Here is a 12,708-nt window from a genome sequence, read left to right on the forward strand (position 1 = left end):
CTTGAGATAGCACGGTACCGTACTTTTCACCCAAATTGCGCCGTTCGTATGATGTACGATCACCGGTATGAGCGCGGCGACTTTGGCACTAGACATTGGCGGCACCAAGATCGCATTCGGCTTGGTCGCCGACACGGCTTCGGATACATGTCCGGGAACAGTCGTCGGCGAGGGCCGAGTCCCAACGCTCGCGCACAGCGGCCGGATCGGCACACAGATCGCGCTCGCAGTTCAAGCTGCCCAAGAGGAAGCCGCCGCCGCGGGATTAGAGATCGTGCGGGTGGGCGCAGGCGCGCCCGGAATTATGCGCCCGGATGACGGCGTGGTGGTGCATGCAGGCCTGACGATCCCCGGCTGGACAGGCACGAACGTCACCGCCTTGATCAACGCTGTGCCTGGGTTGCAGCGCACCCCGGTTGCCGTGCACAACGACGTGCGCGTGTGGGCCTGGGGCGAAGACCACTTCGGGGCGGGTAAAGATATCCACGGCCGGGTGCTCTATCTTTCCTTGGGCACAGGTTTGGGTGGTGCGATGGTCGACTGCGGCGAACTGCTCGGAGGCCCTACTGGCTCGGCTGGCGAGTTTTCAGAACTTCTGGTGGAAGATTGCCGCGGCCTGGCAGACCGCGCCGAAAACGTCGTGTCTGGTCCTGCACTCGCCGCCTACTACCGGGCGTTGGCGGCGGGGGAGCACACAGAACGCATCGTGTGGGCTGCGGAATCCGACGGCCAGGTCACGCTCCGTGAAGTGATGGAGCGCTACCACGCAGGCGAGGCGTTGGCACACAAAGTGATTGATGGCAACCTTGCCGGGTTCGGTCGTGCTGTCGGGGGCCTGGTTAGTGCCCTTGACCTTTCTGCCGTTGTGCTGGGTGGGGGAGTCTGCGGCATCGGGGAACCCATCATCGCGCCGTTTATCCGAGCGCTGCGTGACGCCGCACTTACGCCGAACCGGAGCATCCCGGTGCGCACCAGCACGCTCAGCGGCAACGCCCCATTAGTTGCTGCGGCAGCCTACGCTCGTGCCCAGTTCCCCGCCACTTAACTGCAAACGCAAAGGAGCAAGCCATGCCTTACACCTTCACCGCAACAACCGTCGAGGGGCGCGCCCGCGAGATCCACGACGCGATCCGCGGCAAGCTCATCGTTTCCGTGCAGGCGCCCGAGGGGCACGCGATGCGCGACACGCACACGCTCACCCACGTGGCCCGCGCGTGCGTAGATGGCGGCAGCCCGGCGATTCGCTGTGGCGGTTACGGCGGATTGGAGGACATTGGCTCCATCTCGAACGCCGTTGACGTGCCAGTGTTCGGCTTGACCAAGGAGGGTGCCACCGGCGTCTACATCACCCCCACGAAGGCGTCGGTAGCGGCGGTGGCGCAGGCAGGCGCGGCTGTTGTGTGCGCAGATGCCACCCTGCGCCCACGTCCGGACGGCTCCACGTTCGCCGATTTGGTGCAGGTCGCGCATGACGCAGGCGTGGTCATCATGGCGGATTGCGCCACGCCGGAGGAGATGGAGGCCGCTTACGAGGCTGGCGCGGACATCATTTCCACCACGCTCGCCGGGTATACGGAGCACCGCGAGAAGACCGCAGGCCCGGATTTCGACTGCCTGCGCGAGGGCCGTGAGCGCTGCGGCGATGCGGCCTTCATTATCAGCGAGGGGCGCTTCTACACGCCTGCGGACGTGGCCCACGGGATGCTTGCCGGGGCCAATGCCGTCATCGCGGGCACCGCAATCACGGACCCCGGTTTCATTACGGCGCAGTTTGGCTCGCTGTTGCGTTAGCTGATCAGGCTTCGATGGTGCGGCGCAGCGGAGCATAATGCTTGTCGACGCTTGCGTGGTAGCCCTCCACGTCACCGTCGAGAAGCATCTGCGCAATCTCCCTATGCACCTGCACGGTGAGGTCTATATCCTCCGACACCGGCACCTTCAGCTGCGGCAATGTGGCCATGTGGATTTCCCACAGCGCATCAGAAAGCTCGAGGAGTAGTGGGTTTGAGATTTCGGCGAGTAGCGTTTGGTGAAACTTCCGGTCGAATGCGGTAAATGAGCGGCCGGCGGCGTGCTCTGCCTCTATCTTCTCCACGATGGACATCAGTGGCTGCGGGTCGTTGCCCGACCAAATGCGCACCAGCTCATCGCCAAGCGAGTGGTCGATCGCGCTGCGTAAGTCGACCACGTTGCCCAGGGTTGCAAGGGAACGATCCGCGTCAAGAAGAATGCGAAGTGTCATGCCCTGAATCAGCGGCGCCATACTCATATTGGATACATACGTGCCGTGCCCGTGCCGCACCTCGACGATGTCGAGGGAGCTGAGCGTCTGCATCGCCTCGCGCACTGACGTGCGTGAGAGGCCGAGCTCGGTGCACAGCGCAGCCTCGCTGGGCAGCGAGTCGCCTGGCGCTAGCCGGTGTTGCCGGATGTAATCCAAGACGCCTTGCTGAGCCAATTTGGCTGCGGTGCCGCGCTTTGCCACGGTCACTCCTTTTCCCGAGCTGTTTCCATATGAATGTTGGCAATCTTACGGGGTGCGTAAAAAATTTATTTGAAAAACGGTGACAGTGTATGACATCATACCTCTAAACTTAAGAGTGATCACACACCCACAGAAATGTGACGTGTGACAGCCCCTCAGTTCACCAACTACAAAAGAGAGGTTCCGCATGATTTTCAAAAAGCGCGGCATTGTCGCAGGTATCGCGGCACTTTCCCTCGTGCTCACGGCATGCTCCGGCTCCGACTCTGCCGGTAACCAACCCTCCGGCGAGGCGGCAGAAGCCGTCCCGGCCGGCAACGGTGAAATCCACCTTGGTGTGGCCTACGAAACCACGAACTATCACCCCTCCCAGACCTCCTCGGCGCTCGCCCTGGGGACGAACTGGCACGTGGTTGAAGGTCTCTACGAGTTCAATATGGACGACTACACGGTCTACCCGGCGCTCGCCGCCGGTGAGCCGAACTGGTCCTCTGACACCGAGTTCGAGGTCGACCTACGCGAAGACGCGAAGTTTTCCGACGGCACTCCCGTCACCTCCCAGGACGTGATCTCCTCCTTCGATCGCTCCATGGCGGAAGGCAACTTGTACACTTCTATGCTGAGCTTCATCGACTCTGTCGATGCAGTCGATGAGGACACCGTCAAGTTCACCCTGAACCAGCCGTTTTCCATTGCCACCAACCGTCTCGTGGTGGCCAAGATTGTTCCGGAGTCCGCTACGGACGACGAGCTGACCGCCATGCCTATTGGCTCCGGCCCGTACAAGTACGTGTCCATCACCGACTCCAAGCTTGAGGCTGTGCCGAACGAACACTACACCGGCCCGAACCCGGCGGGTGCAGACAAGATCGTCTGGGACGTGATCAAGGACGACACCGCCCGTACCACCGCAGCTACCTCCGGCACCATCGACGTGATGGAGGCCGTACCAGCGGCGTCAGCACCGATGCTGGAAAGCGCAGGCATGACCGTGGCGGAAGTCGACGGATTCAACCTCCCGTTCATGCTGTTTAACACCACGAAGGAACCGTTTAATGATCCGCGGGTGCGCCAGGCGTTCCTCTACGCTGTGAACACCGACATGCTGATCCAGAACAACATGGACGGCAAGGCCACCCCGGCAACTTCCTTCCTGCCGGAATCTAACCCTGCTTACAACCAGGCGAAGAACGTCTTCACCTACGACCCGGAGAAGGCGAAGTCCCTGCTTGAAGAGGCTGGTGTAACCGACCTGAACATTACGCTTCTGACAACGGATCACCCGTGGATCTCGGAGCTTGCGCCGCAGGTGCAAAATGACCTGCAGGCCGTTGGTATTAAGGTCTCCCTGCAGTCCGAGGCTTCCGCCTCCCTGTACGCCAATAACCTGGACGTGGACACCCCAACCTTCGACGTGGCACTGGCACCGGGCGACCCCTCTGTTTTCGGCAACGACCCGGCGTTGCTGATGAATTGGTGGTACGGCGATAACGTTTGGACCACGAAGCGTACCTTCTGGCAGCAGTCTGACCAGGCTACCTGGCAGAAGCTGCAGGACATTATCAATGAGGGTGCAGCAGCCGAGGGCGCGGCCCAGCAGGAGAAGTGGAACGAGGCGTTCGACCTCATCTCTGAGGAGGTTCCGCTCTACCCGCTGTTCCACCGCACGATGCTGACGGGCTACAACCCAAGCACCGTGGCTGACTTCAAGCCGATCGGCACCACCGGACTGTGGGCAGTCACCGCCCGCTCCAACCGCTAAGACGCGAGTTTTGCGGACATGGATTTAAAAGGGGTGCGGACCACCTGCCTACCGGGTAGGGGCCGCACCCCTTGTCCTTTTATCAACAGCTTGCTTCAAACCACTGACCTGGAGCTTCCATGAATAACCTCCTACGGCTGATAGGACGACGGCTTGTAGCTCTGCCGATCATGGTCATCGGCGTGACCTTCCTCGTCTTTGCCCTGATGAAACTTTCCCCGATCGACCCTGCGTATTCCGCGCTGGGTGACTCCGCCACACCTGCGCAGCTTGAAGCGTATCGCGAAACCCACGGGCTGAATGATCCCTGGTACGTCCAGTTCGGCAACTACCTGGCGGGCATGATCCAGGGGGACCTTGGCACTTATGGCCAAAACAACGCCTCCGTTTCGGAGAAGGTGTTCAGTGCACTGCCTGTCACCCTGCAGCTGACCTTCCTCGGCCTGATTATCGCCGTGCTTGTCGCCTTGCCTCTGGGGATATTGGCGGCACTCTACCGCGACACCTGGGTAGACCAAGTCATCCGCGTGTTTTCCGTGATCTGCATCGCAATGCCGTCGTTTTGGTTGGCGATTTTGCTGGTGCTTGCCTTCATTGGCAAGTTGCCCGTGGCGGGTCCGCTGCCATCGATCACTGCTGATTTCGGCGGGTGGCTTCAGCGCATGTTCTTGCCCGCGGTGGCGCTGGCCACGCCTGTGGTGGGCCAGCTTACCCGCGTCATCCGCACCTCCATGGTGGAGGAACTCGACCGCGATTACGTGCGTACTGCGCTCGGCGCCGGCATTCCTAAATCCATCGTGGTGTCTCGCAATGTGCTGCGCAACGCGCTGATCACCCCGGTCACTGTCCTGGGATTGCGTGTGGGCTACTTGATGGGTGGTGCGGTGGTCATCGAGATCATCTTCTCCTTGCCGGGCATGGGCCGCGTGCTTATCGACGGCATCTCTATGAACTGGGTCCAGGTAGTCCAGGGCGCAACCCTGACCGTGGCTGTGGCCTTCATCATCATCAACATCATCGTTGATCTGCTCTACATTGCGATCAACCCGAGAATCAGGGCGGTGTAAGCGAAGATGCGCAACGAACTAAGTACCAAACTTTCTCAGCCCGGACGAAAGCGGCTCGGCGGCTGGTCGCGTATGCGCACTGGCTCCAAGATTTCGCTTGTCGTGCTCGCGCTTATCGCGCTAGCCGCGATCTTCGCGCCGCTTTTGGCTCCGCACGACCCGACCGCCATTGACCTGAAAGCCCAAGCTCCGAACGGCACCTACTGGTTCGGTACCGACAACCTCGGCCGCGACGTTTTTTCCCGCGTGCTTTACGGCGGGCGCTACTCCCTAACCGTTGGCCTGTTGGCCACTTTGGTGGCGCTGGTGATCGGAGCCATCTTCGGCTCCATCGCTGCTGTTGCCAACCGTTGGGTCTCCGAGATCATCATGCGCATCATGGACATCATCATGTCCGTGCCGGGCATCGCGCTGGTTGCCGTCACGGTCGTGGTGTTTCGCGACCCACAGCGGCCGCTGTACATGCTCGGCGTGATCATTATGTCCATCGCGTTCGTGTACATTCCGCAGATCACCCGTATCGTGCGAGCGAACGTTTTGTCGGAGTACGGCGAGGACTACGTCAATGCCGTCGTGGTCTCCGGTGCTCGCTCCCCGTGGATCCTGATCCGCCACGTCGCACGCAACTGTGCCGCCCCCGTGCTGGTCTTCGCGACCGTGCTGGTGGCGGACGCCATTATCTTGGAAGCGTCGCTGACCTTCATCGGTGCCGGACTGCAGGAACCGATCCCGACGTGGGGCAACATTTTGTCATCTGCGCAGCAGGGCGTGCTTCGCGGTCAGTGGTGGCAGGCCCTCTTCCCGGGTCTGATGATCATGATCACAGTGCTGTGTTTGAACATCTTGTCCGAGGGCATCACCGACGCCATGGTGGCCGCCCCGCGCGGCCCCCAAGTCAACGATGACGATGTGGCCGCCAACCGCGAAGCGGACCGCCTGCTCACCGACCCGGTGCGCGCGTACGAAGCGCAGCACGAATCTTTACGCGTCCGTCTCGACGCGTTGGAGAACGTGGAAAACCAGCGAACCGACCGCTACCACCCAGCACCTGGCACCACGCCGCTGCTGGAGGTGCGCGACCTGTGCATCTCCTTCCCGCGCCACGGCGATGTCAACGTGGTCGACCACGTCAGCTACGGTGTGTCCGCAGGCGAGACCATGGGCTTGGTCGGCGAATCCGGCTGTGGCAAATCCATCTCTTCGCTGGCCATCATGGGATTGTTGGATCCGGCTGCGAAGATCAGCGGTGAGATCTTCTACCAGGGCGAAGACCTATTGAAGAAAACGCCGGAGGAGCGCCGTGCACTGCTGGGCAATGAAATCGCCATGGTGTACCAGGATGCGCTGTCGGCTCTGAACCCATCGATGTTGATCCGTTCCCAGCTCAAACAGCTGACCAAGCGCGGCGGCACCCGCTCTGCCGAAGAGTTGCTTGAGCTGGTGGGCCTGGATCCGAAGCGCACGCTGGAGTCTTACCCGCACGAGCTTTCCGGTGGTCAGCGCCAACGCGTGCTCATTGCCATGGCGCTGACTAGAGACCCGAAGCTGATCATTGCGGACGAACCGACCACCGCCCTCGATGTGACCGTGCAGAAGCAGGTCATCGAGCTGATCAACAGTCTGCAGGAGAAGCTGGGCTTCGCCATGGTTTTCGTCTCGCACGACCTTGCTCTTGTTGCGGAGGTCGCCCATTCGATCACCGTGATGTATGCGGGCCAGGTGGTGGAGCAGGGCAGCACCACTGAGATCCTCACTGATCCCCGACACGAGTACACCCGCGGCCTGCTGGGCGCGGTGCTGTCTATTGAGGCGGGCGAAGGCCGACTGCATCAGGTGCCGGGTTCCGTGCCCTCGCCGGCGGAATTTCCCGCAGGAGACCGCTTCGCCCCGCGTTCTTCCCACCCTTCAGTGGGCTTGGACACTCCGACCGTCATGCGCAACGTGGAAGGCACCTTCCATCTCTACGCCGACCTGCCGGACGAACTCAAGCACGCCGCAGATCTGGAAAAACACGGCCAACTGCCGGAGGGCCTGCGTACCGACGCTGAGTTCGCCGCACTGAATGAGCCAGGCGCCGACGGCTCCCACCGCGTCACCATCAACCCCGAAGGAGGCGAGTTGTGACTGAGGCAGTAACAACCACAACAAGCATCACGACAACAACCGCGACCCCGATCATTGAACTTGATGACATCCACGTGCGGTTCAAATCCCGCACCGGCCCCATTTTCAAACCGAACTGGGTCCACGCCGTCAATGGAGTCTCCCTGAAACTCATGCCGGGCGAAACCATCGGCATCGTGGGTGAGTCTGGCTGCGGAAAGTCCACTACCGCAAACGTCATGTGCGGTCTGCAGCGTCCGACGGAAGGCAGGGTGCTGTTCAAAGGCGAGGACTTTACCAAGCGCACCGCCGCCGATCGCAGGAAGATGGGCCGTGTGGTGTCTGTGGTGTTCCAGGACCCGGCTACGGCCCTGAACGCGCGCATGACGGTAAAAGACCAGTTGCTGGACCCGTTGAAGGTACACAACGTGGGTAGCGCGGCGGACCGAGAGTCCAGAGTGCGCGAACTTATCAGTCTTGTGGGGCTGCCGTCCTCGGCACTCGAGGCGCTTCCCGGTCAGCTTTCCGGCGGTCAGCGCCAACGTGTGGCCATCGCCCGCGCGCTGGCACTGGAACCGGATGCGATCATTGCAGATGAGCCGACGTCAGCTCTTGACGTGTCGGTGCGTGCCCAGATTCTCAACCTGCTCACAGACCTGAAAGCCTCGCTCGGACTGTCCATGGTGTTCATCAGCCACGACATCCAGACTGTGCGCTACATCTCCGACCGTATCTGCGTCATGCTTAAAGGCCAGATCGTTGAAGAGGGCAGTGTGGAGCAGGTTTTCCACAATCCTGCGAACGACTACACAAGATCTCTCCTCGGGGCTGCGCCTTCGCTGCTCCATCCCTCGCTCTAAACAGAAAGAAGCACCATGGCAATCAATTTTGAAGGCGTTATTCCTCCGGTCGTGCTCGCCCGCCACGACGACGGCAGTCTTGACCTCGCCTCCTACTCTCGCAACCTGGAGCGCCTGATCGCCGCAGGAGTGCACGGCTTGTTCGTGCTCGGCTCCTCTGGCGAAGGGGCATTTTGCACCTTCGAGGAGCGTGAGGCCATCCTTGCGGCTACGCGCGACACGGTCGCCGGCCGGACGCCGGTGATGGTGGGCTGCATCGATATGCAGACCGCCCGCGTGATCGAGATGGTGCAGCAGGCGCAGCGTTACGGCGCCGACGCGGTCGTTGCCACCGCGCCCTTTTACGCGCTTGGCGGTGCCGCGCAGGTAGAAAACCACTTCCGGCTCATTCACCACGCCACCGAGCTGCCGGTGTTCGCCTACGACATCCCGGTGTGTGTTCACTCCAAACTGTCCAACCAGATGCTGATCAAGCTGGGCAACGAAGGTGTGCTTGCGGGTGTGAAGGACTCCTCGGGTGACGACGTCGCGTTTCGTCTCTTAGCCATCCAAAACCGTGAGGAGGGCAGTCCGCTGAAGCTTTTTACCGGCCACGAAGTCGTGGTCGACGGCGCGTATCTGTCCGGTGCGCACGGTAGCGTACCCGGTCTGGCCAACGTGGACCCTGCAGGCTACATACGCCAGTGGGAGGCCTACCAGAAGGGCGACTGGGACGCAGTGGCGGAGGAGCAAAATCGCCTTGCCAAGCTTATGCTGATTGCCCACCAGGCGAAGTCTGTTTCTGGCTTCGGTGCGGGTGTGGGCAGTTTCAAGGTCGCTTTGAAGCTCCTGGGCGTATTCGAGTCTGACAGGATGCCCACTCCCGTGCCACAGATGACGGTGGAAGAGGTCGAGCTCATCCGGGGTGTTCTGTCAGGAGCCGGTTTGCTCTAGGGCATAATGCTCTGCGTGGATAACGCGAGTACAAGGACCACGGACAGTGGCTTCGGTTGGAAACTTCACGGCGACGGCAAACGGGTGCTCCCCGGTGCTGTCGTCGCACCAGATGAGCGGCTGAGCTGGCCGCGCACCATCGGCATCGGCATGCAGCACGTGGTGGCCATGTTCGGCGCCACGTTGCTCGTGCCCACCCTCACAGGCTTCCCGGTGAACACCACGCTGCTGTTCTCGGGTCTGGGCACGCTCATCTTCCTCATGCTGACGAAGAACAAGCTGCCAAGCTACCTGGGTTCTTCGTTTGCGTTCATTGCGCCGCTGACCGCGTCACAGCAGTATGGTGTGGCCGCGCAGCTCGGTGGTGTACTGTTCACTGGCTTGGCGCTGATTGTTGTCGGCTTCATTGTTCAAGCGGCGGGCAAGCGCGTTATCGACGCGGTCATGCCTCCCGTTGTCACCGGCGCCATTGTTGCGCTCATCGGGCTGAATCTGGCCCCCACTGCCGTCGCAAATGTTGAAGCCCAGCCTGGTGTCGCCGGCATCACGCTGCTGACCATCGTGCTTGTCACAGTGGCTACGCGCGGCATGGCGGCGCGCCTCTCCATCCTCATTGGCGTGGTTGTGGGTTGGGTCTTTGCCGCGCTGACCGGGGGACTGGCAGAAGACGCGTTGGACACTATCTCGGCGGCACCGTGGGTCGGCCTGCCGCAGTTCCATACCCCAGAGTTCCACCTCTCGGCCATCCTGGTCACGCTGCCCGTGCTAGTGGTGCTGATCGCGGAAAACGTCGGCCACGTCAAGGCGGTTTCCGAGATGACGGGCAGGGACCTTGATCCGATGCAGGGCAGGGCGTTGATTGGCGACGGCATCGCCACCACCCTCGCCGGCACCTTCGGCGGGTCCGGCACCACGACCTACGCCGAGAACATCGGCGTGATGGCGGCGACAAAGGTCTACTCCACGGCGGCGTATTGGGTGGCGGCCTGCTTTGCCATTGTGCTCGCGTTCATTCCGAGATTCGGTGCTGTCATCTTCACCATCCCGGTCGGTGTGCTCGGCGGCGCGTGCCTGGTGCTCTACGGCCTGATTGGCATGCTGGGCATCCGTATCTGGCAGGACAACAGGGTGGACTTTACCGACCCGGTAAACCTCACCGCCGCGGCGGTGGCGCTGATTGTGGGCATTGGCAACCTCACGCTGCAGGCGGGGCCGGTGGCGTTGGAGGGCATCGCGCTCGGCTCCGTCGGCGTCATTATCGTGTATCCACTCATGCGGTGGTGTTACAACACGGTGGGCGAGGGGCGTTACCGCTTAGGCTTCCCAACGAAAAAGCGGGAGCCAGCCAACGTGGCCGACCCCCACACATTCGGGTAGGAGCGAAGAATCAGCGAAGTGCCTAGGCTTCGTCCAAGTTCTGAGCAATCAGCGCGGCAATCGCGTCAACCGCTGCTGCGTTGTTGGACGTAACCGTAACTTCATCACCGTATTCCGCGCCCATTGCCATGATCATCAGTGAAGACGCAGCGTCGGTCACATCGTCGTCATCGCCCCCAATCAGGGTGAGAATAATGTCGTCGTCATACTCACTGGCGGCATCAGCGATGACGGTGGCGGGGCGGGCGTGCAGGCCCACGGTAGAGCCCACTTTCACGGTTTTAGAAGCCATGCGGTCAAAGTCCTTTCAGCGGTTTAATGGTGACTCAATACTAGAGTCATCCGGCAATCTAAAGTGCACGGAACACGGAAACGACAAGGCCCATGATCTCCGCGTCATCGCCCTTGATGGGGGCGAACGCGTCGTTGCGCGGCATGAGCCACACCCCCGAAGCGTCTTTGTGGAACACCTTGGCGGTCGCCTCACCGTCAATAAGCGCGGCAACGATCTGGCCTTCTTCAGCAACCGGCTGTGAGCGAACAACAAGCCAGTCCCCATCCAAGATTGCGGCGTCCACCATGGAATCACCGACAACCTTGAGCATAAACAGCTCGCCATCGCCGAGCAGCTCCTCCGGGAGAGGGTAGTAGGTCTCTACATTCTCCTCAGCCAGGATCGGGGCGCCTGCAGCGATCTGGCCGACAACAGGGATAAAGCGCGCGTTGGATGCGTCTTCCGGGGCGTTGTGGGCAGCCGGACCTGCGGCTTTCTTACGGGCAGTTGGAGCGCCTGGCAGGTGGCGCAAATCTACTGCGCGGGGCTTGTTGGGATCGCGCCGAAGGAAGCCCTTCTTCTCTAGTTCTTTCAGCTGGTACGCCACAGAAGAAGTGGATTGCAGCCCTGCAGCATCACCGATCTCTCGGATGCTTGGCGGGTACCCGCGAAGTACCACCGCATCCTGGATGACTTGCAGGATTCGACGCTGGCGGTCGCTCAGTGTGCTCATGTCCAGGCTGTTTGGGTCTGTCTTCTTTCGTGCCACGTTGTGCTCCTTACGTGCTTGTCAGTCCGTATAGCTCTATTGCCAAGGTCCTAGATGCGGTCCTAGTTGTGAAACTACCACGTGAGGCAAGTTTGTTCGATATTTTTGGCTAAATTCTGGACACGCGTTCGATCGCCTGCTATAAATCGAACATGTACTCGTTCGAACGTATGGGCGCAGATGGTTTAGGTGTGTGGTTCACGTTCCTAGGATGAGGCCAAACAGTATCAAAAGGAGACAACATCATGACCACGATTATTCGCAATTCTTACCCACGTGCCTCTGTAGCTTCTGAGGTCTGGGATCTTTCGCCTGCAGAAGACCGCCGTGTTTCTGCTGGCACCGTCCGTCAACTGCGTGCAGGAAATTCTCCTACACGGTCAGTGCGAGATACGAGTGCAGATGGGTTCGAACCTAGGCGCGAACACAGCGAAAGTCTCTTTGTTGGTGTGGTGATGGCCACTGCGCTTTTGATCGGTTCACTGTTCGGCGGAGCGTTCGGTGGGGGCGATGAGCCAACAGCGGGCGAGATAGCGCAGTATTCACACGTTGTCGCGCGTTAGACACAATTCGTTGTACGGCATTGTGGGGCCGGGCTAGGCTTAGGTCTTGTGTTTTGCCCTTTTTGCCACAACGCGCACTCTCGTGTCACGGACTCCCGCACGGTAGAGGCTGGTGCAGCCATTCGCAGACGCCGTGAGTGCACGGAATGCGGGGGGCGTTTCACCACAGTTGAAAAAGCCGTATTGATGGTGGTGAAGCGAAACGGAGTAAGCGAACCGTTTGACCGCGACAAACTCATTGTTGGCGTGCGGCGCGCCTGCCAGGGCCGCGACGTGTCAGACGACGCGCTTAAGCGGCTGGCCCAGCAGGTAGAAGAAACCGTGCGAGCTCAAGGCAGTTCGCAGGTGCCAGCAAACCAAATCGGTTTGGCCGTGCTCGAGCCCTTGCGGGCTTTAGACGAGGTTGCCTACCTGCGCTTCGCCTCCGTATACAAGTCTTTCGAGAGTGCGGACGACTTTGAGTCAGAGATCCGACTCATGCGCCGCCGAGACCGCGAAGACTTCTAGCGCGAAGA

General features: G+C 60.8%; 13 protein-coding genes. 10 read left to right on the forward strand and 3 right to left on the reverse strand.

The window, feature by feature from the left end:
• The first annotated feature begins 67 nt into the window (after positions 1–67).
• Both HMPREF3101_RS01215 and HMPREF3101_RS01220 read left to right on the forward strand, forming a co-directional pair.
• Entirely contained in the window at positions 68–1,045 is a 978-nt protein-coding gene (locus HMPREF3101_RS01215) for an ROK family protein (RefSeq protein ID WP_070462116.1), read from the forward strand.
• Between the two features lie 23 nt (positions 1,046–1,068).
• Positions 1,069–1,791 carry a putative N-acetylmannosamine-6-phosphate 2-epimerase gene (locus HMPREF3101_RS01220; protein ID WP_070462117.1) on the forward strand — a complete coding sequence of 241 codons (723 nt, stop codon included), beginning with the start codon at positions 1,069–1,071 and terminating at the stop codon, positions 1,789–1,791.
• A 4-nt stretch (positions 1,792–1,795) separates the two neighbouring features.
• Here the strand turns inward: HMPREF3101_RS01220 and HMPREF3101_RS01225 are convergent, their stop codons facing one another.
• A complete protein-coding gene (locus tag HMPREF3101_RS01225) occupies positions 1,796–2,485 on the reverse strand; it encodes a FadR/GntR family transcriptional regulator (protein ID WP_168160139.1) in 690 nt (229 codons plus the stop codon).
• A gap of 187 nt (positions 2,486–2,672) precedes the next feature.
• On the opposite strand from HMPREF3101_RS01225, the gene HMPREF3101_RS01230 reads away from it, so the two are divergent.
• From HMPREF3101_RS01230 to HMPREF3101_RS01255, 6 genes are all read left to right on the forward strand, one after another.
• Positions 2,673–4,247 (forward strand): ABC transporter substrate-binding protein, encoded by a 1,575-nt coding sequence (locus HMPREF3101_RS01230; RefSeq protein WP_070462119.1) that lies wholly within the window; start codon positions 2,673–2,675, stop codon positions 4,245–4,247.
• A gap of 119 nt (positions 4,248–4,366) precedes the next feature.
• Positions 4,367–5,314 carry an ABC transporter permease gene (locus HMPREF3101_RS01235; protein ID WP_070462120.1) on the forward strand — a complete coding sequence of 316 codons (948 nt, stop codon included), beginning with the start codon at positions 4,367–4,369 and terminating at the stop codon, positions 5,312–5,314.
• Between the two features lie 6 nt (positions 5,315–5,320).
• A complete protein-coding gene (locus tag HMPREF3101_RS01240; RefSeq protein WP_070462121.1) occupies positions 5,321–7,438 on the forward strand; it encodes a dipeptide/oligopeptide/nickel ABC transporter permease/ATP-binding protein in 2,118 nt (705 codons plus the stop codon).
• Positions 7,435–8,277: an ABC transporter ATP-binding protein gene (locus tag HMPREF3101_RS01245; RefSeq protein ID WP_210386145.1), complete on the forward strand. Its 843-nt coding sequence runs from the start codon at positions 7,435–7,437 to the stop codon at positions 8,275–8,277. Before HMPREF3101_RS01240 ends, HMPREF3101_RS01245 begins: the two co-directional genes overlap by 4 nt.
• A gap of 15 nt (positions 8,278–8,292) precedes the next feature.
• Positions 8,293–9,210: a dihydrodipicolinate synthase family protein gene (locus tag HMPREF3101_RS01250; protein ID WP_070462122.1), complete on the forward strand. Its 918-nt coding sequence runs from the start codon at positions 8,293–8,295 to the stop codon at positions 9,208–9,210.
• A gap of 15 nt (positions 9,211–9,225) precedes the next feature.
• Positions 9,226–10,587, forward strand: coding sequence for a uracil-xanthine permease family protein (locus HMPREF3101_RS01255; protein WP_246816596.1), 1,362 nt, complete (start codon positions 9,226–9,228; stop codon positions 10,585–10,587).
• A gap of 22 nt (positions 10,588–10,609) precedes the next feature.
• On the opposite strand, the gene HMPREF3101_RS01260 is transcribed toward HMPREF3101_RS01255, so the two are convergent.
• Together HMPREF3101_RS01260 and lexA are read right to left on the reverse strand one after the other, a co-directional pair.
• The gene (locus tag HMPREF3101_RS01260; protein WP_070462123.1) at positions 10,610–10,879 is read right to left on the reverse strand and encodes an HPr family phosphocarrier protein; all 270 of its coding nucleotides are present in this window, start codon (positions 10,877–10,879) and stop codon (positions 10,610–10,612) included.
• A gap of 58 nt (positions 10,880–10,937) precedes the next feature.
• Entirely contained in the window at positions 10,938–11,594 is a 657-nt protein-coding gene (gene lexA / locus HMPREF3101_RS01265; protein WP_083280036.1) for a transcriptional repressor LexA, read from the reverse strand.
• Between the two features lie 281 nt (positions 11,595–11,875).
• Here lexA and HMPREF3101_RS01270 point away from each other — a divergent pair, with 281 nt between their 5' ends.
• Entirely contained in the window at positions 11,876–12,193 is a 318-nt protein-coding gene (locus HMPREF3101_RS01270) for a hypothetical protein (RefSeq protein WP_070462125.1), read from the forward strand.
• Positions 12,194–12,241: 48 nt separating this feature from the next.
• Positions 12,242–12,700 (forward strand): transcriptional regulator NrdR, encoded by a 459-nt coding sequence (nrdR, locus tag HMPREF3101_RS01275; RefSeq protein ID WP_052203978.1) that lies wholly within the window; start codon positions 12,242–12,244, stop codon positions 12,698–12,700.
• Positions 12,701–12,708: the final 8 nt, after the last annotated feature.

This window comes from Corynebacterium sp. HMSC29G08 (assembly GCF_001806875.1).
GTDB lineage: Bacteria > Actinomycetota > Actinomycetes > Mycobacteriales > Mycobacteriaceae > Corynebacterium.